General features: G+C 59.9%; 16 protein-coding genes. 2 read left to right on the top strand and 14 right to left on the bottom strand.

Going from position 1 to position 23934, the window contains the following annotated elements; all coding sequences use genetic code 11:
• Nucleotides 1–3 precede the first annotated feature (3 nt).
• Complete coding sequence (locus ACFFT4_RS16375) at nt 4–1344, bottom strand: FAD-dependent oxidoreductase (protein WP_378049390.1); 1341 nt, start codon at nt 1342–1344, stop codon at nt 4–6.
• Between the two features lie 130 nt (nt 1345–1474).
• On the opposite strand from ACFFT4_RS16375, the gene ACFFT4_RS16370 reads away from it, so the two are divergent.
• Nucleotides 1475–2524 (top strand): LacI family DNA-binding transcriptional regulator, encoded by a 1050-nt coding sequence (locus tag ACFFT4_RS16370; RefSeq protein WP_378049388.1) that lies wholly within the window; start codon nt 1475–1477, stop codon nt 2522–2524.
• An 80-nt stretch (nt 2525–2604) separates the two neighbouring features.
• Here the strand turns inward: ACFFT4_RS16370 and ACFFT4_RS16365 are convergent, their stop codons facing one another.
• The 6 genes from ACFFT4_RS16365 to ACFFT4_RS16340 all read right to left on the bottom strand — a co-directional run bounded on the left by ACFFT4_RS16365 (nt 2605) and on the right by ACFFT4_RS16340 (nt 11465).
• Nucleotides 2605–3960 carry a hypothetical protein gene (locus ACFFT4_RS16365; RefSeq protein WP_378049387.1) on the bottom strand — a complete coding sequence of 452 codons (1356 nt, stop codon included), beginning with the start codon at nt 3958–3960 and terminating at the stop codon, nt 2605–2607.
• A 146-nt stretch (nt 3961–4106) separates the two neighbouring features.
• Complete coding sequence (locus tag ACFFT4_RS16360; RefSeq protein ID WP_378049385.1) at nt 4107–5714, bottom strand: ABC transporter substrate-binding protein; 1608 nt, start codon at nt 5712–5714, stop codon at nt 4107–4109.
• Nucleotides 5715–5808: 94 nt separating this feature from the next.
• The gene (locus tag ACFFT4_RS16355) at nt 5809–6723 is read right to left on the bottom strand and encodes a carbohydrate ABC transporter permease (RefSeq protein WP_378049383.1); all 915 of its coding nucleotides are present in this window, start codon (nt 6721–6723) and stop codon (nt 5809–5811) included.
• A 23-nt stretch (nt 6724–6746) separates the two neighbouring features.
• Nucleotides 6747–7673 (bottom strand): ABC transporter permease, encoded by a 927-nt coding sequence (locus ACFFT4_RS16350; protein WP_378049382.1) that lies wholly within the window; start codon nt 7671–7673, stop codon nt 6747–6749.
• 415 nt (nt 7674–8088) lie between these two features.
• Nucleotides 8089–9804 (bottom strand): sensor histidine kinase, encoded by a 1716-nt coding sequence (locus ACFFT4_RS16345; protein WP_378049380.1) that lies wholly within the window; start codon nt 9802–9804, stop codon nt 8089–8091.
• Nucleotides 9805–9818: 14 nt separating this feature from the next.
• On the bottom strand, nt 9819–11465 hold the full coding sequence (locus tag ACFFT4_RS16340) for a response regulator transcription factor (RefSeq protein ID WP_378049378.1): 1647 nt from the start codon (nt 11463–11465) through the stop codon (nt 9819–9821).
• Nucleotides 11466–11634: 169 nt separating this feature from the next.
• On the opposite strand from ACFFT4_RS16340, the gene ACFFT4_RS16335 reads away from it, so the two are divergent.
• A complete protein-coding gene (locus tag ACFFT4_RS16335; RefSeq protein ID WP_378049376.1) occupies nt 11635–15513 on the top strand; it encodes an AAA family ATPase in 3879 nt (1292 codons plus the stop codon).
• Nucleotides 15514–15615: 102 nt separating this feature from the next.
• Here ACFFT4_RS16335 and ACFFT4_RS16330 read toward each other — a convergent pair whose 3' ends face one another.
• From ACFFT4_RS16330 to ACFFT4_RS16300, 7 genes are all read right to left on the bottom strand, one after another.
• A complete protein-coding gene (locus ACFFT4_RS16330) occupies nt 15616–19254 on the bottom strand; it encodes an S-layer homology domain-containing protein (RefSeq protein ID WP_378049375.1) in 3639 nt (1212 codons plus the stop codon).
• Nucleotides 19255–19590: 336 nt separating this feature from the next.
• Complete coding sequence (locus ACFFT4_RS16325) at nt 19591–20391, bottom strand: hypothetical protein (protein WP_378049373.1); 801 nt, start codon at nt 20389–20391, stop codon at nt 19591–19593.
• Between the two features lie 73 nt (nt 20392–20464).
• Nucleotides 20465–21055: a Uma2 family endonuclease gene (locus ACFFT4_RS16320; RefSeq protein WP_378049372.1), complete on the bottom strand. Its 591-nt coding sequence runs from the start codon at nt 21053–21055 to the stop codon at nt 20465–20467.
• 25 nt (nt 21056–21080) lie between these two features.
• Nucleotides 21081–21677 carry a Uma2 family endonuclease gene (locus tag ACFFT4_RS16315; protein ID WP_378049370.1) on the bottom strand — a complete coding sequence of 199 codons (597 nt, stop codon included), beginning with the start codon at nt 21675–21677 and terminating at the stop codon, nt 21081–21083.
• Nucleotides 21678–21702: 25 nt separating this feature from the next.
• A complete protein-coding gene (locus ACFFT4_RS16310; RefSeq protein ID WP_378049368.1) occupies nt 21703–22299 on the bottom strand; it encodes a Uma2 family endonuclease in 597 nt (198 codons plus the stop codon).
• Nucleotides 22300–22324: 25 nt separating this feature from the next.
• On the bottom strand, nt 22325–22918 hold the full coding sequence (locus tag ACFFT4_RS16305; protein ID WP_378049366.1) for a Uma2 family endonuclease: 594 nt from the start codon (nt 22916–22918) through the stop codon (nt 22325–22327).
• Between the two features lie 147 nt (nt 22919–23065).
• On the bottom strand, nt 23066–23875 hold the full coding sequence (locus ACFFT4_RS16300) for an AraC family transcriptional regulator (RefSeq protein WP_378049364.1): 810 nt from the start codon (nt 23873–23875) through the stop codon (nt 23066–23068).
• Nucleotides 23876–23934: the final 59 nt, after the last annotated feature.

Raw genomic sequence — 23934 nt, 5'->3', positions numbered from 1 at the left:
CGGCTATTCCACGACGGCCCCGCCCGCGGCCAGCTCCCGCCGAAGCAAGTCGACGTCCAGTTCCCCGGGCGTCCTGCCCGATCGCGCGGCCAGGCCCGCCGCCGTCCCGGCCGCCTGCCCCGTCGCCATGCAGCTCGGCGTCAGGCGCGTCGTCGCCAGCGCTTCGTGAGAGGTCGAGATGCAGCGGCCTCCGGCCAGCAGATTGTCGATGTCTTTGGGCAGCAAGCAGCGATAGGGGATATCGTAAGCGCCGTCTCCCTGCACCCAGGCGGCCGTCACCCCTTTGCCGGACGGGTCGTGAATGTCGATCGGATAACCGCTGCGGGCGATCGCGTCCGGGAACCTGCGGCCCTGCACGACGTCCTCCGCCTGCAGCGCGTACCGGCCGTCGATTCTCCGCGTCTCCCGGATGCCGATCTGCGCGCCCACGTTCGAGATCGACGCCTTCTCGAAGCCCGGCAGGTTGGCCGTCATGAAGCTCGCCACCATCAGCACCTGCTTCCGCCCCAGCTCCTCGGCCTCCGTCAACTCCTCCGCGTCCAGGCCGTTCAGCCCCTGCACGCGGGTCGTATTGACGAGCACCTCGTCGTCCGCCGGTCCGGTAAAGAACAGCACCTGGTCGCGGTTGATCGGCAGGTTCGCCCGCTTCCAGTGCTTGAAGAAGCCCAGCACGCCCGATAGCGGAAGCCGGTCCAGCTCGTCGAACGGCGTCTTCGCGTAAAACTCGTCGGGATGCTCGATCATATAGCGCTTCACGCGAGCCTGATCGACGCCCCGCATCCGGAACTTCATCGTCATCGGCTGGGTCAGACCGTCCCCCTCCCGGCCCTGCAGGCATGAAGCGCCGGCGAGAAAGGCCAGGTCCGCGTCCCCCGTCGCATCCACGAACACCTTGCCTTTGACGTCGATTTTCCCCGACTTGGTCGCAAGCCGGACGGATTCGATCCGGCCGCCTTCCGTGCGCGCCTCGTGCATCAGGCTGTGCAGCAGCAGCTTAACGCCCGCTTCCTTGAGCATATCGACGGCGAGCACCTTGTACAGCTCCGGATGATACGGCGTAATCGTGTTCGTAAACCCCACCGTGTCCCGCAGATGGCCCGGCGAACCGTTCATCGCCGCCAGCCGGTCGACGATCTCCTGCGCGATGCCCTTGATGACCTGCTTCCCCTGCAGCGTATGGAAGGTCATCCAGGGATAGACGAGCGCCGCCGTCGACATCCCTCCGATAAATCCGTATCTTTCGACCAGAACCGTCTTTGCCCCGCTTCTGCCTGCCGCGATCGCCGCGTTTACGCCCGCCGGGCCCCCTCCGCATACGACCACGTCCGCCTCTATCGTTTTCAAGCCGACCTCTCTCCTTTGGGTGCGAACTATGAATTTTCATCTTGATTATGAAGGAGAAAAAGCCTTAAAGTTAGTTTAACTTTTGTTTAAAATAGAGATGAACAGCTCGCAAGAAAGGCGGAAATCGCAAATGCGGCGCAAAAAGGTGACGTTAACCGATCTCTCGAACAAGCTCGGCCTGTCCGTGCAGACGGTATCCAAGGCGTTATCGGGCAAGCCGGGCATGTCGGAGGAAACCCGAAGCGAGGTTTTCCGGCTTGCGAGAGAGCTCGGCTATTGGACCAAGGATCAGCGCAACGCGCTGACCTACGAGAGAATTTCTCCTTATCCGATCGTACGGCGGCGTTTCTTGCTTCTGCATAACGAGCAATCCGTCAACTTTAACCGCCTGCTGCTGGCCGGCCTGCACGAACGTTTCACCGAGTTCGGGCATATCGTCGAGCCTCGTCTGCTTCCTCCGGAACTGAAGCCCGAAGCCTTCGACCGCTGGACGGACAAAGTCGGGCTGCCTTACGCCGAAGGCGTCTTTATCGCTCCGCGGATGGCCGGCGCGGAGCTGGAAGAACGGCTGCTGGCGCTGCCGATGCCGCGCATTCTGCTGAACTTTCCTCCGCCCGAGTCCGCGGTCGATTCGGTCATCTGGGACGTGCACGAGGCGGTCCATCAATCCGTTCGGCGCCTGCTGCGCGCCGGACATCGCGACATTCTGTACGTGGGGGATATTGTGTCCCAGAGAGGATTTCGCCTGCGTTGGTCGGCTTTTCAGGAGGCGATGGGCGAAGGGGGAATTGCCGTCGATCCGGAGAGACATTGGACGAAGCCGATGGACGGAGATGCCGGCGCCTGGGCGCGGGGTTTGATTGAGCGGATCGCAAGCTTCCGCCCCAGCGCCGTTCTATGCGGCATCGACGAGCTTGCGGAGCCGGCCTACTATGCTTTGCGGGACGCCGGGGCGCGGATTCCTCAGGACATCTCCTTCGTCGGCATCGTGAACGAGCAGACCGACCGGCTGCCGACGCTGGCAAGGCCGCTGCTGCCGATCAAGGAAAGCGGCTACCGGGCCGCCGACCGCCTCTTATGGCGGCTGGCGAACCCGAGCATGCCTTACGAGCATATCCGCATTCGCGGCGATTTTTACCCGGGAAGCACGCTGCTTCACGTCAACGTAACGACACCTTGATCAACGCTCTCCTTGCACCGCCCGTCGGGTTCTCCGTCATCCGAATCGCCGCGTGAGACCTTCGGGCGCTGCCGCTCCATTTACTGCGCTTTCTTGATTAGAGTAAGCTCGATTCGTCTGGCTTCTCCGGTCAGGTTAAAGCGGATAAAAGCCAACCGATCCTTGATCAGCTTCACCTCCACGTCCTGCGCGCAGCTCTCGACCGCATAGCCGGCCAGGTCGTCCCAATACGCGAGACCGTAGGGGAGCGGCCTCCATTGGCCGACATCAAAGACGATGCGAATGCGTTCCCCCGATCGCTCGAAGGCGCTGACGAACACGGGAGGAAGCCGCTCCTCGCGGAAATCGTCGGTCATATCCGCCTTGCCGACATAGCTCAGCAGCCGGTGCGGCCTGCATTCCCCTTCGACGAAAGCGAGCTGGCATTCGCGGTCGTAATAGAGAAATGTTGTCGGCCAAGGCCCCGCTCCCGTGCCGCCAAGCGTCAGCGTATATTCGTTTGTCCCGGGACGAATTTTCGTGTCGTGCGTCAGCATGTAGACGGGCGCGGTCACCGCGTTGCGTTCGTGATAAAGTTCAACGGCCCGCGGCAGCGTCGTCAGCGTCACGGGATAGGTCGTCACATAGGCGAAAAACAAGTCAAGCATGCCCGCGCACGCCTCGACGTCGGCGGCCGGAAACACGGAGAAGCGCTCGGTGAACTCCATTTCGTGCGCCTCCTGCTGCTGCAGAAAATACACCTGCTCGTTATGGTCCGTATTGTACAAATAGTCGTCGAACAGGTTTTTCCAATAATCGATGTTGTCCGCCGTACACAATCCGGCGCGCAGCACGTCGTTCGGATCGGTCGAGTAGACGACAGGGCTTCCCGAATGGTACGTCAGGTTGAGATCGCGCGCCGTCCATTCGCAGGCGACAATCTTTCCCTTGCCGGGGTGCGGCGCTTTGAAGCGGCTGCCGTCCGCGTACCATGAGCCCCACGGGATGCCCTTGTGCGTAATGCCGTCCCACCACACCTGCTCCCAGCAGTAGCCCCACATCCCTTGAAAATCCAGTTCCTCCAACGCCTCGATAACCTCGTTGTAGATTTTGCCGCGAGCGGCGATCTTCGTCCTCGCCCACGGAAACGCCTCCTCGACGATACGCCAATCGCGTTCCAGCGCCTGCTTGAACTTCTCCTTGGAGGCCCCGCAATCCTCGATGAAAAACGGGCTTTGCAGAATGACGTCGTCCCCGTACCGCTCGTGCCATTCGCGAATCCTCCCGGCGAGCACGGGCACCGAGCCGCCGTTCACGATCCAGGTGATCGGCACGCCGTGCTTGTGGGCGATCGCGGCCGTCCGATCGATGCCGTCGATCGCCGTCCCTTGGCCCCAGGGCGTATCGTAATGCGATGCGTAGCTGACGAAGGTGTAAATCAGGTTTTCCGGTTTCATGCCGTACGTTCCCCCCGTATGCGGATAAGCTGTGATGGATAGTAAAAGGGCATGCACCCTTCTGGGAGACATGCCCCTCCTTTAATTCATTGCCGTTTGCCCGGTCAGCCGGCGCGAGAAGTTCGCGGCAGCCGGCCCGCGCCGTCCTATTTCCTGTTCTCCGCCCACCAGGCGTCGATCTGGCTCTGCAGCTCGGCCTGAACCTTCTCGATGCCGGCGGCTTTCAATTTGCCGTTTCTCTCCTCGAGCAGCTTGGTCGGGTTTTTGACCGCTCCGGTGTAGATCGACTTGTACTCCGTCACGACCGCCGTCATCTGCGTCAGCTCGTTCTTCACGTTCGAATCGTCGAAGACGAAGCCCATGAGCGGGAACCGTTTCGCTTCGTTGTTGAATCTCTCCCAGCTTTCGTACAGATCGTCCGGTTGTCCGGGCTTCAGATAGTTGATCAACTGGTTGCCGATAACCCAGAACAGCGCGCTGCCGCCGTAGCCGGAATCGGCGATCGGCTCGATCCGGTTGTCTCCGACCTTGTTGTAGTGCTTGCCTTCGATGCCGTTGACGATCAGGTTCACCACGTAAGGATCGGTGTGCAAATAGTTGAGCACCATCATCGCGCGATCCGGGTCCTTGGACGTTCTCGAGATGGAGAACATCGAGCCCGCCGCCAAATCCGTCGTCACGATCGGCTCCTCGACGACTTGGGACACGTAATCGTACTCGTTGTTGGCGTTGATCTTGAACTCGATGTCGGCTCCGGGCTTCCAGGTCGCCGACTGCACCCAGATTTTCCCCTGCTTCTGCAGATCGCCGACAAGCGTCGTGCTCGTGCCCGCGTCGGAATTGATATATCCCTTTTCGTAGAAATCGCGGAACATCTCCACCTCTTCGACGTTGATCGCCACGATCTCGGGATCGAGCACCGACTTCACCTTCATGTCGCTTGTGGACGTGTAGTCCAGCAGGAACATCGGCTGCTTGGCCAGCGTCGGCCCGATCGGCCGGTAATTGCCGCGCGTCTCGTACATCATGAAGCCGCCGCCGAAGTTGCCGGAGCCCCCGTCGACATAATACGGAATAAAGTCGGGCTCCTCCTTCTTGATCTTGTCCAGCCAGGGCTCCAGATCGGTCGTCTGCTTGATCGTCTCGATCGGAATCTGATATTTATCCACGATATCCTTGCGGAACGTGAACGCTTTGCCTTGCGTAATCTCCTTGTTGGTCGGAATCGCGTACAGCTTGCCCTTCATGCGCGGAGCTTCCAGATAGAGCGGGTTCAGCCGTTCCTTGATGCCCTGGCCGTACTGCTCCAGCAGATCGTCCAGCTCCAGGAACGCGCCCTTCGAGACGTTGCCGAAGAAGTTCAGCCAGGACGCGGTGAACACGAGATCCATTTTCTCTCCGGTGTTCATCATCAGCTCGGTGCGGTTTTTGTAATCGCTGGAGGCGATCGGCATCAGCTTCACCGTGGCGTTGATCTTCTCCTTGAAAAATTCGTTCAGCTTCTCCTCGACCAGCGCGTCGTCCGCTTGCGGCGTGCCGAAGTAAACGATCGATACCTCGTAAGGCTCCAGCTTCTGCCCGGACGGCTCCGGGCTCGGCTCGGAAGACGACTCCGAGGAAGCGGGCGAGCTCGGGGCCGGCTCGCTTGCCGACGGCGAAGCCGCCTCATTGCCCCCTCCTGCGCAGGCTTGCAGAACGAGCATCATGACCAGAATAACTGCGAGCAGCACCCCATGCGACTTTCTTTGTCTCATTGTGCGTAACCCTCCTGATAGGTTTCATTATATAGAACGTCTTCCGGCCCCGATAGGGACGAGGCCTTCGGCCGTTGCTACCGAAGCTTGGGCGTCATCCTTTCACGGCGCCGATCGTCAATCCTTTGACGAAATATTTCTGGAAGAACGGGTACACGACCAGAATCGGTCCCATGCCGACGACGGCCATCGCCATCTGCAGCGATTCGTTCGGCAGATTGCGCATCAGCTCCGGATTTTGCGCCGCAAGCTGCACGTTGTCGCGCAAATACTGGATGTCGTTCAGAACGCGGATCATCAGCGATTGAACGGGATACTTATCCTCCGAGCGAATGAACAACAGCGCGTTGAACCAATCGTTCCAATACAGAATCGTGCCGAACAAGGCCATCGTCGCCAGAACCGGAAGCGACAGCGGCAGAACGATGCGGGTGAAAATGAGCAGCTCTCCGGCTCCGTCGATTCGCGCCGATTCGATCAGCGCGGGATGGATCGTCGTCTGGAAAAACGTCCGCATAATGATGACGTTAAACGGCACGATGAGCAGGGGCAGGATCAAGGCCATGTAGGAATCCAGCAGGCCGAATCCCTGAGTGAACACCATATATTTGCTGACGATTCCCCCGTTGAAGAGCATCGTGAAAAACAGGATAAACGTCAACGCCTTGCGAAGCGGATAATCCTGCCGGGAAATCGGATAGGCGTACAGCGCCATCATAAGCACGCTCGCCAACGTTCCTCCCGCCGTAATTCCGATGCTGACCGCATAGGCCCGGGCAATCGTGGCGTAATCCTTGAACAAGCTCTCGTAGGCGATCAGGGACCACTTCTCCGGCACGAAGCTGTAGCCTCTGGACAGCAGCGAATCGTTATGGGTGAAGGACACGAGAAAGACGAGCAGCACGGGCAGAACGCAGGCCAGGGACAGGAGGACGAACCCTCCGTTCAAGACGGCGTTCGCGAGCGGGGAGATCGTATTCTCGCGCCGGGCGGGTTGGAATATTCTCATCTGCTTTCACCTCGGGTCGTTTTCTAGAACAGGGACTGCTCTTTGTTGATTTTGCGCACCGTGGCGTTCGTCATCAGCACCATCGCGAAGCCGAGCACGGACTGGACAAGCGCCGCCGCGGACGACATTCCGATATCGTTCAATTCTCTCAGCACGCGGAAAACGTAGGTATCGACGGTATCGGTCACGGGATAGAGCGCCCCGGAATTGAGCGGCACTTGATAGAACAGCCCGAAGTCGGAATTGAACACATGTCCCATGTTCAGGATCGTAATAATGATGATGACCGGCTGAATCGTCGGCAGCGTGATGTGGAAAATCTGCCGCCACTTGGACGCCCCGTCGATCACCGCGGCCTCGTAGTATTCGGGATCGATGCCGGCGATCGCGGCGATGTAGATGACCGCGCCGATTCCGACGCTCCGCCATGCGTTGACCACGGTCAGAATATACGGCCAGTAGCCTTTTTCCGCGTACCAGTACACCTTCTCCTCGCCCAGCCACTCGATGATCGTATGGTTCAGAAACCCTTTGTCGGGATTCAGAAACGCGTAAACCAGGTAGCTCACGACCACGGTGGACAGAAAATACGGCATGATCAGAAACGTCTGATAGCTCTTGGCCAGCCAGCGCCTGCGAATTTCGTTGATGGCGACGGCGATCCCGATGGACAGCAGCAGGTTGACGGCCATGAAGACGAGGCTGTACGACACGGTGTTGCGGGTAATTCTCCACAGCGAGCCCGACGTGAACAGGAACGTAAAATTGTCGAAGCCGACCCACGGACTTCCCCAGATGCCGTCGATATAATTGATGTTCTTGAAGGCGATGAACACCCCGAACATCGGCAAATAGTTGTTCAGGAGCAGCACGACGAGAGGAGGCGCGACCATCATCGTCAAGTACCGGTATTTCCACAGCAGCTTCATTCTCCCGCTCAAGGGGTTCACTTCCTTTCCGTTGATCCCAGTATAGAAGGGCGCCCCGCTTAAGACGATGATCTATTCCCGGCTGAGTGTGATGTAAACCGGGGATCGCACAACCGGCCCGCGCAAGCAAAAACGCCTGCGGCGTCTTTAAGACGGCGAACGCGTTTTTGTCGGAGACGATACAGACAAGGATAAGGGTGAAACTTATAAATTCTGTATCGTCAAGCATAAACGGCTTACGCCGTCCTTGGGATCGGCGGGATAACGTTTATGTCGGAGGTGATTCAGATAAGTATGCGAATTTTATACTTTCTGAATCACCAAGCAAAAACGCCTGCGGCGTCCATATCGTGCAAAAAAAAGAAACCTCCGCGCAATGACATGCGCAAGGTTTCTTCTGGTCCGCCGCAGTCGGGTCCCCTACGGGCCGACGCGTCTATAGCGGTTCTCTGGCGGGCAGATTGAGGATCGCCCGGACGCCTCCGCCCTCCTGCCGTTCGTACCGCAGTCCGTACGCCTCTCCGAAGTGCAGCTGCACCCGTTGATGGACGTTGCGGATGCCGTAGCCCTTCTCGCCTTCCTCGCCCCTCGCGATCCGGTTCAGCCGATCGACGTCCACCGGAACGAAGCCGTTGTCGGCCACGATCATTCGAATTTCTCCCTCCTCCCGGCGAACGGAGATCGCGACCTCCCCTTCTCCGTCCATGCCGCTTACGCCGTGGAAAATCGCGTTTTCGACAAGCGGCTGCAAAATTACCTTGGGCGTCAAATAAGACTGCACGCCCTCCTCGATGTCCCAACGAACCTCGAACGCATTCGGATAGCGCATCGCCTGCAGCCGGCTGTACGCTCCGGCATGCTCGATTTCTTCGCCGATTGTGATGATCGTCTTTCCTTTGCTCAGCCCGATTCTCAGCAGCTTGGACAAATCCTTGACCATATTCCCGACGTCTTCATTGCCGTTCTCCAGCGCGTACCAGTAGATGGAATCGAGCGTGTTGTACAGCAAATGGGGCGTAATCTGGGAATGCAGCGTGGACAGCTCGTTCTCCTTCTGCTTAAGCTCCATCAGATAGTTTTCCTCGAACAGATGGTCCAATCTCCGGGTCATTTTCAGGAAAGCGCCGTACAAAATGCCGAATTCGTCCGAGCGGAGCAGCTCCCCTTCGCCGGTATCGAGCTTCTTGCCCGGCTCGTAAATTTTCGTGATCGAGACGAGGCGGGCCAGCGGCTTGACGATCATGCGCACCAGATACAGCACGAAGATCAGTACGATCGCCAAATAGATGGCGGACAGAATCATGATCAGCCATTGAAACACCGTCTGGCTGCCCGTAATCGAATCGGCCGGCACCTGGTAGACGAGCAGCGTGTCGAACGCGGCGCTGTGGGAGAATGCGAACAACCAGCGCTGGCCGCCCCGGGTGTCGAAGAAGTACCCTTCCGATTCTTTCCGCAGCCGCTCGGGAATTTCGTTCATCAGCGGCTCCGTGGAGCCGGTGCTCATCAACTGCTCGTTCAGCTCGTTATACAGGAAAATGCCCGCATGGTCAGGCAGCCGCACCGACACCAGATCCCGGGTCAGCAGCACCTTCAAATTCGAGATGATCAGGAAGCCGACAATCTCGTCGTATTTCTGCGGATTCAGAATGCTTCGCGTGAAGCGCACATCGGTCGTCCCGTCGCTCTCCTGAATAAGCCGGAACGTTCCGGCTCCCTTCGATTTGATTGCATGCTCGATCCAGTCCGGGTCGGCCCGGCCGTCCGGATCGAGATACTTGAAGCCCTTCTGCTTGCCGGAAAGGTCGATCGGCGTCTTGACTCCGTTGGCATTCCGCATATACAGCGAAAAGTCGGTCCCGTCCGAGGACCAGCTCTCCAGAATTTTGTCCGCTTCCCGAATCTCTCCGAGCGTCTCGATATCCGTCCAGAACGACACCCCCGACACGCCGAAAAAATGGTTGTTCAGAAACGTCGTCGACTTGCCGTTGACGGAAGCCATCGTTTTCTCGATCGTCATATGGTTTTGTCTGACGAGCTGCAGCGTCGTTCGGCCCCATTCGTCCTTCATCGAGTCCGAGGCTTTATAAGCCGAGATCCATCCGACGACGAGGAAGGGACCGACGATGAAGAGGAGGAACGCCAGCGTCACCTTGTATTTGAGCTTCAGCCCGCTCCCCCCTGACCTTCCTTGCGATATTCGGCGGGGCTGACACCCGCGTAGCGCTTGAACATTCTGCCGAAATGCTCCGGCGATTCGTACCCGACCTCGTACGCGACCTCGTACCGCTTTTTATCCGTCGTCGCCAGCAGCTGCTTGGCCTCTTCGATCCGAAGCTCCGTCACGTAGTCCCATATATTTTTGCGCGCCTGCCGCTTGAACAGATAGCTGAGATAAGCCGGGCTGAAATGCACCTCGTCGGCGATATTCTGGATTTTAAGCGCAGGATTGCGAAAGTTCTCGCGGATGTATCCCGTGATTCTGGCCAGTATCGTCTGCTCCCGTTCCTTGACCGACAACCGGACCCGCTCCGCCGCCTCCTGAATATACCCGTCCAGAAGCGCGAGCCGCCGAACCCCCGCCGTTTGGCGAAAATAGACGTCCGGATCGAACCGCTGCAGCGATATTCCGCTCGCAGGTCCGAATTCCAGCATCAGCCCGTACAGGCGGTAAGCCAGCATGCCGAAATAACTGTTGAACAGCTCCTCCGAATCCCCGAGCTCCTCCAACGCCCGGAGAATCGGCTTTGTCTCCACGGGAAGCGGCCGATCCAGGCCCGTCTTCAGTCCCTGCACGTATTCGTCCACCTTGGCGGCCCAATCCACGATGTTGAGCGCGGCCTGCGGCTTGATGTCCTCATAGCAGGCCGCGCGATTGCCCGGATGAAGTCCGCTCCATTCCGCCGCCTTCCCCGCTTCCTCCATCAGCTTCGGAAGCATGAGCAGGTTCGGATGCAGCGAGCTCATGCCCACCGTCGCGTCCACGTTCAAGTATTGCTTCAGGTTCAAGTGGATCATCTGCCCGATCAGGTGCGACTGCGGCTTGGCCCCGACGCGTTGGCCGGACAACTCTTGATCGCACAGCTGGATGACGGCGATCAGCTCGTTGCCGAAGCCGTTAATGACGACCCCGTTCCATTCCGCCAGGCTCTCGCCCAAAATATTAATGGCGGCGTACTTCAGCAGCTTGCGGTCGCGCAGCGCAATTTCCCGCCGGCTGAATCCGGCGCGGCTAAGGTCGAGGCGGATCGACATCACGCCGAAATAACGGTCCTTCGCTTCCTCTCCCAGCCGGGCAACCAGGTCCTCGTAGTCCTTCCCGGACAGATTGCCTTCGGTGACGAGCTCCAGCAGCAATTCGTTGCGGCCGGCCGCTTCGTCCGCCTCCTTCTCTTCCTCCCGCTGCCTCCGGGAGAGCTCCAGCGTCTTGCGGCCGATCTCCTCTTTTTCTTGCAGCACTCTGGCGACCGCGTTCAGCAGGTCGTCCCGCTCCACCGGCTTGACCAAATATTCCTTGGCCCCCAGACTGATCGATCGCTTGGCGAAATCGAACTTCTCATGGGCCGAGATAACGATGACGGGAAGGCCCGGCTGCTCCATGCAGACGGTCTCCATCAGCTCGATCCCGCTCATTCGGCTCATCTGGATGTCGGTAATCAGCAGGTCGAATGTCTCCATCCGCAAATAGTCGATCGCCTCGAACCCGTTCAGCGCGGTTTCGACGGCGGCAATATTCAAATCCGAAGCCAGCAGGAAGCTTTTGATGCCCATACTCGCCCGCGGCTCGTCATCCACGACCAATATTTTGTACATTCCGGATCCCCCGCTTCGCGTTTAGCATGGATGCCCCATCACCAGCTTAATGCATCGGACGGACTTTGGCGATGATCTTTCCTGCAGAGAACAGGACGTTTTCTGTTGAACCGGGCCGTCTTCATCCTCTATGATGGAGACAACTCATTATCGGAATGGAGGACGCGCGATGACCGCCATCGCTCTGAAGACGGAATGGACGAACCGGGTATACGGACGCGAAGCCGAACTGGCGGAGCTGCAGGCGACGTTCCGGCTCGCTTCGCTGGGGACGACGGAGCTGACGCTGGTCTCCGGTCCTCCGGGCATCGGCAAAACGTCGCTGATTCGGCAATTGCTGCGGCCCGCAATCGAGAACGATTGTCTGTTCGCCTGGGGCAAATTCGACTTGCTGGCGAACCGCGACCCCTATCACGCCATTATCGACGGCGTCCGGTTTCTGATCCGCAAGCTGCTGACGGAGCCGGACGAAGCGCTGCTGCGCTGGCAGCGCTTGCTGGAGCCGGAGCTTCGCTCCGGCGGCGCCTCGGTCGGAGACGCGATTCCCGAGCTGAGGCTGCTTCTGCCCGAGCTGCCGTCGTCAAGTCGGGACTCCGTCATAGATGCGCCTTTTCGTTTCGAGCAAACCTTCCGCACGCTCATCCGCACGCTGGCGCAGCCCGACCGCCCCGTCGTGCTGTTCATGGACGACCTGCAATGGGCGGACAAGGCGGCGCTTCATCTGCTGCAATCGCTGCTCGCGGACCAGGATATCCGGCATTTCTGGCTGATCGGCACGTTCAGGGAGGAGGGCGGAGAAGAGACGGCGGAAGAGCTTGTTCGCTGGGCCGAATCCTGCTCGTCCTCCGGCTCCGTCCAGCGCCTTCGGCTGGCCCCTCTGGAGCTGGAGCACGTGGAGGCGCTGCTAGCCGATTCGCTCGGACTGAGCGGACCCCGGGCGTTCGAGCTGGGCCACAAGCTGTTCACCAAGTCGGTCGGCAATCCGTTTCATTTCAAGCAATTGCTCTTGACGTCCGTGCAGCAAGGCATCGTGTATTCGACTCCGGAGGGACCGGCCTGGCGGCCGGAGCAATTGGAAGCGCTGCAGGATATCGAAGGCCAGCTCGACTATTTGACCGCACGGATCAACGGTCTACCGGAGCGGGTGCGCAGACTGCTCGTCTGCGCCGCCTGCATCGGCAGCGCATTCCATCTCGATACGCTGACGGCGATCGGAGACCCGGAGGAGCCGGACTGCGCCGGGGGATTGGACATCGCGGTTAAAGCCGGACTGTTGGGCGTTTCCTCCGCCAGCGGCGACGAAGGACAGCGCGATGAAGCGCGAACCTACCGGTTCACGCACGACCGCATCCGGCAGGCCGCCTATTCTCTCAGCGATTGGGCCGAACGCGAGCGCATCCATCTCGCCGCGGGCTTGTACGGCCTTGCCCTCGATCGACACGGGCAAGGGGAAGATACCGGGCTGTTCGAGACGGCCAACCATCTGAACCGGGCCGAGCGTCTGCTGACGGACGAGCAGCGCGGCATGGCGGCGGCCTGCAACGTCCGGGCCGGGCGCAAGGCGATGGAGGCCGGCAATTACGAGGCGGCCTCCAAGTATCTGGAACGGGCGCTGCCCGCCGCCGGCCGTGCGGCCGCCGAGGGCGCCTGGGCCATCGACGGCGCCCCGTCCCGGTTCGAGCTGCTGCTCGCTTGCGCGGAATGCGCTTTCCTATGCGGCGACGACGAACGGGCCGCCGCGCTGCTGGCCGAGGCGGACGGCGAGGCCGGCCGCTGGGTCGAACGCGCCCGCGTCGCCAAGCTGCGGATCGCCCATCATTCGCGCTCCGGCAAGTTCGCGCCGGCCATCGAAGCCGGGCTGGCCGTTCTGCGCGAAGACGGGCTGGCCATTCCCGATCGTCCTTCGCGCTGGGCCGTGAAGCTGGAGATTGCCCGAACCCGCAAGCTGCTGCGGCGCCGGGTCGCGGAGCTGCGCAGCCTGCCGGTTTCGGACAACGAAGCCGCGCGCTTGCGGATCGAGCTGTTCGGGGCGCTGATCGGGCCGGCTTTCTTCTATCGCCGGGATCTTCTTGCCCTGATGGCCGCGCGGTTGATCCGCGATATGTTCCGCACCGGCTCGTCCCCGTTGTCTCCGGCCGTCTATGCGGCTTTCGGCATGGTGCTCGTCACGATGGGAGGCGACCCTCCGCTCGCTTTCGAGCTGGGCCGTTTGGCCGTCGAACAGGCCGAGCGATCCGGCAGCGATTCGCTTCTGGCCCAGGTGAGCGTCATGTTCCATTGCGTTGTCGCTCCCTGGATGCGGGCCGCCGACCGGGACGAGTCCGCGCTCTGGGAATCCGCGCAAATGGCGGTCGAAGCCGGCGATTATATATTCGCCAGCTATGCGATCGGCGGGATGATGAACGTGGGCTACGGCAAGCTGAGCCTCGACCGGATGCGGCAGGTGCTGGGACGGAGCATGCAGGTGATGGAGCAGACCAAGGAAGAGGTCGTATGCGTCAATATGCGGATATACGCCGAAATGGTCGAGAAGCTGTCGGCGTCCGCCCCGTTCGACCTGACCGTGACGGATGGACTTCAGGAGGAGCAAGCGTTTCTCGAAGGCTTGAGGAATCATGACAACGGCAAAGTGACGCTGTTTCAGGTCTACACGTACCGAACGCAGCTGGCCTGCCTGCTGGGCCGTTACGAAGAAGCCGCTACGGCGGCGGCGCTCGCCAGGCCCTTCGTCTCGTTCGCGGTGCAATTCCCCCATCTGCCGATGCTGCTTTTCTATGAAGGAATTGCGTTGGCCGCGCTAAGCCGCCGCCACGGCAGTCGTTCGATGAAACGGGCCGCGAGGCTGCGTGCCATAGAACGGCGCTTCGCGCAATGGACGCGCATGTCGCCGGAGCCGTTCGCCCACCGCGCGGCGCTCCTGGCCGCGGAACGACGCCGGGGGCGCGAGCCGGAGCAGCGGACGATCGCCCGGTACGACGAAGCGGCGGCGCTTGCCCGGACGCAGGGCGACTTCCAGTCGCTGGCGGTCATCTGCGAATGCGCCTCCCGTTATCATCTGGAGAGAAACCGCGAGCGCTTGGCCCAGGCCTACTGGCTGGAAGCGGACGAAGCCTGCGGCCTCTGGCAAGCGGAAGCGAAACGCTTGATGCTGCGCCGGGAGTACCCGCACTGGTTTCCCCCGGCTCGTTCGGCTTCTCCTGCGGCGGATCGCGCTTCGCAGGAAGCGGCGGCGCGGGAAGCGAACGGGCCCGAGACCGAACAGCGGGATTTGCTGAAAATTATACGCCATTCGATCGCGCTGTCCCATCCGGTCAGCTCCCGTTCCGTCCTGGACGAGCTGTATCAGACGATTCTTGACACGGCTTCAGGAGAACGCTTGTATCTGCTCGCTCCCCGCGACGGGCGGCTGGCCGTCGCCCATGGCTGGGACAAGCACGGAGACCTGAGCGGACCCGTTGCGAGCGCGGAGCGCCGACGGCAATCCGCCGACAACGAGACGCTTGTTCCCTGGACGGTCGTAAACTACGCTTCGCGTACGGGCAAACCCGTCGTGCTGAGTCATGCCGGACAGGAGGAACTGTTCGCCGGCGATCCGTTCTGGCCCGCCCATCCCGGCTGCGGCGTCGCGTGCCTGCCGATTTTCGCGCGGCAGCAGATGACGGGCATGCTGTGCCTGGAGCGCCCGGGCGGCGTTCCTCCGCTGTCGGAGGAGCACGGCGACGCGCTGCGCATTCTGGCCTCGCAAGCGCTCTTCATGTCCAAGCTGACGACGGTGCTCTCGTCCGCCGACCGCGCGGAGGATACGCCCCCCGCTCCGTCCGCGGAGCGCGACCTGGATTCTCTGACCGAGCGGGAGCTGGAAGTGCTCGACTATTTGGCCAAAGGTCTGACCAACAAGGAAATCGCCATCCGGCTGGGCGTAACGGCAGGGACGATTAAAGTGCATACGCACCGCATTTTCAGCAAGCTGAACGTCAACCGGCGCACGAAAGCGGTAACGGAAGCCATCCGCCTGAAGCTGATCGAACAGCCCTGCGACTTCAGCTAACCGTGCGGAATCGACATCCCGCACGCCCCGATTTGAAGATATCCCCCTCGCTCAGGGAGGGGGATACCGCCGTTTCCGCTGTGGGCTGCGGATGCGGATGCGTCACTCGGCACCCGTCGTCGGAGCGACAGGGATAACCGCTTCTGTCGGCAAGAGAGAACGCGTTGCCGCTTCGATCGCCCCGAAAGCCCAATGGCCGCGGGACACGTCTTGCCAGGACGGTTCGACGACGGACAGGATGTCCGATCTTCCCGTCAATCGATTAAGCACGACGACGATCTCCGCCCGCGTCAGCCGCCTTGCCGGCTCGAATCGGCCGTCCGGATAGCCGGTCATCGCGCCGGCTTCGTAAGCGGCGGCGATCGCTTCGGCCGCCCAATCCGCGGCTGCGACATCGGCGAAAGGCGTTTCCCCCGCGCCAGCGAACGAAGCGTCGGCGTCCGTAGAAGCATTGGCGCCGGAGACTTCGCGCAGCCACCGCTCGACAATCGTCGCCATCTCTCGGCGGGTAATCGAATCCGCCGGGCGGAATCGGCCGCGATTATCCCCGATCAGCAGGCCGAGGCCGCTCAAGCGCTCGATCGGCGATGCCGCCCAATGCGCCTCGGATACGTCCGGATACAAGGACGCATAACCGCCGGCTTCGGTTAAGCCGCGCAGCCTGGCCAGCATGACGGCGGCTTCCGCTCTTGTTACTTCAGCCTCCGGACGGAACAGCCCGTCCGGATAACCTTGGACGTAGCCCCCGGACGTTTCGCGCGACGGATGATTATCTGTTTCTGCCGCCCCGTCATCGCCGGTACCGGAACTATTTTCGCCCGCAGCGTTCTCTTCCGCTTCTCCCTGTCCCGAACCGCCTCCCGTTCCTCCGGTTCCGCCGGTTCCGCCGCTGCCGGAGCTTCCTCCGCTCGCCGCGACCAGACGAAACAACGAGAACACACTGAACTTGTCGACCTCGAACGCAATGCTCTCCTCCTCCGGCAAGAGCGTCGGACGGGTCGCTTCCACGTCACCGTCGCTATGAAGAATATAGATGCGTAGGCTGTCGTAATACTCGTCCGCGTTCCCGCCCGGAACGACCGTTCCGAGCGCGCCAAGCGGCAGGCCTACCGTCGTTGCATACCCGGTGTAATTGGCCTGAATGCGCATCGGAGTGCCCGCCGGCACCGCGGTTTTGCCGCCTGCCGCCAACGCGGCGACGGCCGGATCGTTCCGCAGCCGGTTGCGGACATCCGCTTGCGTCGCCCCGTCCTTAACCGGCACGATGCGGAAAAACAGATCAAGTCCGTTTTCGCTCATCGCCGTCAATACGGGCGCCGCAAGCTCCACGGTTCCGAATGCGGTAGAGACGCGCAGCGAGATGCCCGATTCCGCCAGCAACCGCACCGCTTCCCCCGGAACCTCGATCGCATATTCGTCCGCCGCGTCTCCCGGCGCCTCGTCCACGATCAACGCGGCGACCCGGTCGTGAGTCGGCGGATGGGCGACGAAGCTTTGCGCGACCGCGGGTTCGAGCACCACCTTGTCGATGACCGCTCCGTCGGACAGCTCGATTCGAGTCACCGGGACGGCTCCGGACGGCGCCTCCTCGTCTTCGCTTTGCAATTCGACCGTTCGCACGTTCGGCGTCGCGGTTTTGGAGATTCCCTCCGCCTTGACGATGACCAGGAAAGTCCGCGCAGCGCTCAAGCCGTCGCGCGAAACCGTCGCGGTCAGGATTACGCTCTCGTCCTGCGCCTTCCGATGTACCGCGGCTGCGATCGTTCCCCCTGCCGGATCGGCCAGCTCCACGACGGCCGGCTTGCTGGAAACCCATTGCACGGCGGCCGAATGCTTGCCGACCGAGGCGACGAAGATCGGCAGCGTTACGCTTTCCCACGTATCGCCGGACTGGTAGCCGATTTCAAGCTCCCGTACGGCATCGTCCAGAAGCGCCTTGGCGATCTCGTCGATGACGACCGTCAGGCGTTCGCTCTCCAGCTTGTCCGGCTCCATATAGGAAATGCGCACCGCGGCGAGCGAATCCAGATCGATCGGCTCGATCAACGCTTCGCCGGTCGTCCCTAAGCCATTCGTTCCTTGCCCGATCAGCGTTCCGGCCAGGTCGTAAATGCGTACCTCCGCGCCTGCCGGAACGTTAACCATCTCGATCCGGCGGTCGGCAATTCCGACGAAGCGGACGTCCGGCGGTGCCGGAACGCGGGAACGGGCCTTTGCGACCGCACCGGTCGGTTCGCTCTCCTGCTCCCCCGGAACCGCGACGGTGACTTCCAATGCATCGCCGGGCTCCAGATCTGGCGTAATGACGACAACGACGCCGCTGCCCGGTCCCGGATTCGTGCCCCGCCCAAGCTCGTTGCCGTTCTCGTCGTATACGATCGCTACGCCGCCCTCGGGAACGTCCGCTATCGTCACCTTGTCGCTTTCCGCATCGGCTTCGATCGCTTCGGCGGCCGGAGCGGAAGTACGGTAGCGCGGGTCGGCATAGACGATCGCGCTCTCGGCTTTCGGCGCAGCCTGGAAGGATACCCCGATCGAATCGCCGGGCGACAAGGCCGGGTCGCTAACCGGAATTTCGAGTCTGCCTCCCGCTGCCGATATTTCTTGCGTAATCAAACCTCCTTCGGAATCGTACAAGCGGACGATCGCGCCGACCGGAACGCCGCTAACGGTCACGATGCCGTTCGTCGCGTTGGCCTCGATATCGCTTTCCAGAGGAGGAGCGGTGCGTCCCGGAACGCTGATCGCAGCCCGGCGCACGACACCGCCCGGTCCTTCTGCCGTTAATGTCGTCGCAACGCTCTCTCCGTCGACCGACACAATGCGGACAACGGCCTGTCCGGCAGAATCCGTAACCGCTTCGGCCGGATCGACCTCCGCGTTCGGATCGTCGGTCGACAGACGGATCGGCACGTTATCGTTATGCGAGCCTCCCGAAGCGGTCACCGTCACTTCGACGCTTCCGTCCGTCTGCGCGACAGGGGAGACATCCAAAAGATAACCGGAAGGAGCCTGCTTGTATTCGTTATTCGCAACGTCGATCGGATCGAAGCGATTCGTGAAATACCAGGACAAAATATCGTGATTCTGATAGGAGCCTCCCGTAGCGGACGTGAATCCGACGTAGACGTCGTCGGAGCCGAGCACCGCGGTCAGCTTTTGCGTCAAAGGATGAACCAATACAGCCGCGGCCGGACGATCGGAAGTTTCCGCGACGCGCACCTCTATTAAACCCAGCGGACCGTTGTAGTCGACCCAGGCGTGGACGATACTGCCGCTTTTGAAATCGATGCCGGTCACATCCTGATAGGCAACGGGATCTTTCATATTGCCGTTCAGGTTGACCGCTACGTGATTGTTTGAAGCGTCGTTATGAGCGTCCTCAGTGTTTCTCCAGGTGTCGAATTCGATCCCTACGCTTTCCGGAATGGATCCGTACCCGAGCGTTCCTCCGGAGGAAGCGACGGAGTTGCTTGACGTTTGAACCGTAAATACGAAGCCGTCTCCGCCCGCGCTGTTGCCCCCATCGGAATACCCGCCCTGTCCGTGCAGCCGAAACGTAAAATAGGCGCTGAAGGAACGCTCGTCCTGCAGCGACACCCGCTCGATATTAAAAACGGAGCCTCTCTTCGACGCGCTCGCCGGCACCAGACGCAGCACCGTGCCCGATCCTCCCGATGCGGTAGAGGCATCGTAATTGAATTTCAGAACATCCGTATGCTGCGAAAAATCCTCGTACATGAAGGTAAGAAAACGCGGCTCCGCAGCGTCGGCGCGTCCCGGACCGAAAGCCGAGAGCAGCGCGAAAGCGAGGAGTAAGGCAGAGGTTCCGAGATATCCGGGACGTTTTATTGGTCGTGATCGTTTGAATGACAAGCTTGATCCCCTCCATTTTATGCCGTTATCGGCCTTACTATAGGCCATTCCGAGACCGCTCCGCGTCTACCAAATGGTATACGCCGTCGAATTTTGTCAAACAAAAAGACGGCCCCCGGGCAAAGACCAACTTATATGTCGGACTTCACTAGGCGCCGCCTTGGCAGCTTTTCCATATTGGAAGCGACGCATGGGCCGCTTTTATTCGATCAGCCGCAGCATCTGCACGACCGGCCTGCCGTCTCCGGAAAGTTTCTTTTCCCGGCTGTGAAGCTGGGAGGAGCCGTCTCCGTCGAGAAAGATGCCGTCTACGAGCTTGCCCGCGCCGATCTGCTCGACGATCGCAGTCCGGAAAGCCGCCAGCGGTCCTTTCGTTGCGCTTACGACAAGATACAGATTGCCCTCCGTATCGTAAACGGCTGCCGAACGCAAACTGTTCTGGTCGGGCAGCGGCGCCGCTTCCTCGGTCGCTTGCAAGGCCCATTCCTCGCCGAGGGGCAAGCTCATGCTGATGCCGCCCTGCGCCCAGAAACGCGAACGATCCGTTACTTCTATTTCCTGTGCCTGACGAACGACCTGCACACTTAACCGATCCAAGACGCCGTCCCATACCAGCGTTCCTCTTGCATATTTCGCATTGGAATCGCCGGCCCCGTATTGCCCCGGTTCCCCGTGCACCGGCGCGTCGTTAATGACGGACACGCTAAGCAAGGCATCCTCGTAAAAGAAGCCTCCGTTAATGCCATAATAAGCGGCTGCCGACACATTGTTGCGGACGCTCAGAGGTTCGACGTTGGACGGCCTCGTCTGCAAGTAATGCAGCTCCATGCCGTTGGCAGCGACAGCCGTCCCGTACTCGTACGCTCGCGGCATATCGGCCTCGTCGGCCTCTCGCATGTTTCCCAGGCCTTCGGCCACGAGCGCGACGGCCATAACGATTACCGCCAACCCCAGCGCCGCGATCCCTGCGATTCCGATTTTGATTTTCGTTGCGTGATTCACTGTTCTCTAACCCTCATTTTCACTTCTCCGTTGATTCGCGCTTGGAGTCGGATGATCTATGCGTCGAATCTAACTACGAGCCAATCATGCGAATAGAGTCAAAAACCTCTCCAAGTCTAAACGAAATACAAGGCAGCTTGTCCGAGGAAACCCGGTCGTCCTCTTCATACAACTCCTCCAACTCGTAACGCTCACCGTCCAGCCGATATTGCTCCAGCGTCCGCGTCTCAGGATCGACAAGCCAGTATTCCGGCACCTGGTGTTTGGCATATGCCGCCGCCTTCACGACTTTGTCCCGTTTGCGCGTACTTGGGGAAAGAATCTCGACCACGAGGTCGGGCGCGCCTTCGATTCCGTGGGGTTTGACGATGTCGAGTCGACTGATATGGATCATCAGGAGATCCGGCTGGAGCACGTTCGTTTTACTCAATATGACATCCAAAGGCGCACTGAAAATCTCATATTCCGAGCGACAGCTCTGCATCATTAGAAATTCAATCTCTCTGACCACCGCCTGGTGAATCGTCATTGGCCCCGGAGACATCATCTCCAATACACCATCGATAATCTCGTACCGGTTGCCATCGTCCGGCATCGCTGCATAGTCGTCGTACGTCACCGGTTGCTCTCGAATGATCGGCTCGTCTTTCCGCTTCTTCTTCATCGCGCTTGCGCTCCTTCCCCTCCAGTTAAGTCGGAAAATTCAATCCATCAGCCTCGTTAAGGATCTCTCCCAGCACAAAGGAAACGCAAGGCAGCTTGTCCGAAGAAACCCGAGCATCCTCAATGTACGTCCGCGCCAATTCGTAACGCTCACCGTCCAGCCGGTATTGTTCCAATGTCCGCGCTTCGGGATCGACAAGCCAGTATTCGGGCACCTGGTGCTTGGCGTAAGCCGCCGCCTTCACGACCTTGTCCCGCTTGCGCGTACTTGGGGAAAGAATCTCCACGACAAGATCGGGCGACCCCTCCACCCCATGCTTCTTGACGATTTCCAATCGACTGCGATGAATCATGATAATATCCGGCTGAAGCACAGTGGTTCTGCTTAAGATGACATCAAGAGGGGCATCGAAAATGACATATTCCGAGCGGCAGCTCTGCATAAGCAAAAATTCCAACTCTCCGCTCACCGCCTGATGAATCGTCATCGGTCCCGGAGACATCATTTCCAACACGCCGTCGATAATCTCGTACCGGTTGCCGTCATCCGGCATCGCCGCATAGTCGTCGTACGTCACCGGCTGCTCTCGAATGATCGGCTCGTCTTTCCGCTTCTTCTTCATCGCGCTTGCGCTCCTTCCCCTCCAGCTAAGTCGGAAAATTCAATCCATCAACCTCTTTAAAGATCTCTCCCAGCACAAAAGAAACGCACGGCAACTTGTCCGAGGAAACTCCATCGTCTTCTTCGTACGTCTGCACTAATTCGTAACGCTCACCGTCCAGCCGATATTGCTCCAACGTCCGCGCTTCGGGATCGACAAGCCAGTATTCCGGCACCTGGTGCTTGGCGTAAGCCGCCGCCTTCACGACTTTGTCCCGTTTGCGCGTACCTGGGGAAAGAATCTCCACGACAAGATCGGGCGCCCCCTCCACCCCATGCTTCTTGACGATTTCCAATCGACTGCGATGAATCATGATAATATCCGGCTGGAGCACAGTGGTTCTGCTTAAGATGACATCAAACGGAGCGTAATAGATTTCGTACTCCGAGCGGCAGCTCTGCAGCAATATAAACAACAACTCCCTGCTCACCCCCTGATGAATCTTCGTCGGTCCCGGAGACATCATTTCCAGCACGCCGTCGATAATCTCGTACCGGTTGCCGTCGTCCGGCATCGCCGCATAGTCGTCGTACGTCACCGGCTGCTCGCGAACGACCGGCTCGTCTTCCCGTTTTTTCTTCATCGCGCTTGCGCTCCTTCCCCTCCAGTTAAGTCGGAAAATTCAATCCATCAACCTCGTTAAAGATCTCTCCCAGCACAAAAGAAACGCAAGGCAGCTTGTCCGAAGAAACCCGATCGTCCTCAACGTACGTCCGCACCAATTCGTAACGCTCACCGTCCAGCCGATATTGCTCCAACGTTCGCGCTTCGGGATCGACAAGCCAGTATTCCGGCACCTGGTGCTCCGCATAAACCGCCGCCTTCACAACCTTGTCCCGCTTGCGCGTGCTCGGAGAAAGAATTTCGATGACCAGATCCGGCGCTCCCTCGACTCCATGCTTCTTGACGATATCGAGTCGGCTATGATGAATCATTATAATGTCCGGTTGGAGCACGGTAGTTCTGCTTAAAATGACATCAAACGGAGCGTAATAGATTTCATACTTCGAGCGACAGCTTTGCAAAGCCAGAAATAGTTCCCCGCTCACCTTCTGATGAATCGTCATCGGTCCCGGAGACATCATTTCCAGCACGCCGTCGATGATCTCGTACCGGTTGCCGTCGTCCGGCATCGCCGCATAGTCGTCGTACGTCACCGGCTGCTCGCGAACGACCGGCTCTTCGTCCCGTTTCTTCTTCATTCCGTCGCCTCCCCTTTACAAAAAAAGCACCCGACAAAGCCACACGTATTGTGTTGGACTTTGTGAGGTGCTTCCCCGGCTTCTGTTCCTTTTATTATGTTGAAAATGCAGGAATCTGTCAAATCCTCCGCGAATAGCCGCTCCGCGTCAATCGTCCCTGGTCCGCCGTTTCCGGTAGACGCCCGGAGAAATCCCGTACGCCGCGCGAAATACCCGGTGGAAGTAAGTGTAGCTGCCCAGTCCCGTCTCGTAAGCGATCTGTTCCAGCGACAGCACGCTGTGCTCCAGCAGGTTGACCGCGTGCGCCAGGCGGAGCTGCTGAACATACTGTATCGCGGACATTCCGAAAAAAGCCTTGAACAGATGAACGGCGCGCGACACGCTTAGCCCCGCATGGCCGGCGATTTCCTCCAGCCTCAGCGGCTTTGAGGCATTCTCCTCCACAAAATTCCGCATGCGGATCGCGTGAAAAGCGGCCGCGGACTGCGCCGGCGGAGCTTCCTCCAGCGCGCGGTCAAGCAGCAGCAACAGCGTGCGGACGATCAGGGAAATCAGCTCCGGATGTCCCCCGTCCAGCCTCCTTTTTTCGAGAAACAGCTGATGCCAGGCCGCCTTGATCCGCTCGTCCTCGGCGATCTTCCGAAGCGTCGGCCGCTCTTTCTCCGCCCACCACTCGTCCATACCTGCTCCCGCGCACATCATAAAATAATCGCCGCTGGGCTTCACCCTTGCCTCCCCGGGCGCGCCGATCCTCAGCTCGTATGGATCGCCCGGCTTGCACAGCAGCAGATCGCCCGGCATCAGATCGGTCATCCTCCCGTCGACGAGCGCCTGGCAGGTTCCTTCAAGCTGCAATCGGATAATATAGGTGTCGAGTCCGTTCTTGTACTCCTGCTTGAAGGGCTCCCGATGCCTCGAGTGTCCGCATAAACGAACGTCGACTGCGCTAATCGCCATTTTCACGACCACCCCGGTCTTCCGGATTAGAATGACCATATCGTATAGGTTTACAATCA

It is taken from the genome of Cohnella cellulosilytica (assembly GCF_042431195.1).
GTDB lineage: Bacteria > Bacillota > Bacilli > Paenibacillales > Paenibacillaceae > Cohnella > Cohnella cellulosilytica.
Note: the sequence above shows the minus strand (reverse complement) of the source record. Positions and strands in the feature narration are given on the sequence as shown.

Excerpts from the sequence above, each read along its gene's own strand:
- ACFFT4_RS16370 (WP_378049388.1), top strand. The coding sequence starts at position 1,475 with ATGCGGCGCAAAAAGGTGACGTTAACCGATCTCTCGAACAAGCTCGGC.
- ACFFT4_RS16365 (WP_378049387.1), bottom strand. The coding sequence starts at position 3,960 with ATGAAACCGGAAAACCTGATTTACACCTTCGTCAGCTACGCATCGCAT.
- ACFFT4_RS16360 (WP_378049385.1), bottom strand. The coding sequence starts at position 5,714 with ATGAGACAAAGAAAGTCGCATGGGGTGCTGCTCGCAGTTATTCTGGTC.
- ACFFT4_RS16355 (WP_378049383.1), bottom strand. The coding sequence starts at position 6,723 with ATGAGAATATTCCAACCCGCCCGGCGCGAGAATACGATCTCCCCGCTC.
- ACFFT4_RS16340 (WP_378049378.1), bottom strand. The coding sequence starts at position 11,465 with ATGTACAAAATATTGGTCGTGGATGACGAGCCGCGGGCGAGTATGGGC.
- ACFFT4_RS16335 (WP_378049376.1), top strand. The coding sequence starts at position 11,635 with ATGACCGCCATCGCTCTGAAGACGGAATGGACGAACCGGGTATACGGA.
- ACFFT4_RS16330 (WP_378049375.1), bottom strand. The coding sequence starts at position 19,254 with ATGTACGAGGATTTTTCGCAGCATACGGATGTTCTGAAATTCAATTAC.
- ACFFT4_RS16320 (WP_378049372.1), bottom strand. The coding sequence starts at position 21,055 with ATGAAGAAGAAGCGGAAAGACGAGCCGATCATTCGAGAGCAACCGGTG.
- ACFFT4_RS16315 (WP_378049370.1), bottom strand. The coding sequence starts at position 21,677 with ATGAAGAAGAAGCGGAAAGACGAGCCGATCATTCGAGAGCAGCCGGTG.
- ACFFT4_RS16310 (WP_378049368.1), bottom strand. The coding sequence starts at position 22,299 with ATGAAGAAAAAACGGGAAGACGAGCCGGTCGTTCGCGAGCAGCCGGTG.
- ACFFT4_RS16305 (WP_378049366.1), bottom strand. The coding sequence starts at position 22,918 with ATGAAGAAGAAACGGGACGAAGAGCCGGTCGTTCGCGAGCAGCCGGTG.
- ACFFT4_RS16300 (WP_378049364.1), bottom strand. The coding sequence starts at position 23,875 with ATGGCGATTAGCGCAGTCGACGTTCGTTTATGCGGACACTCGAGGCAT.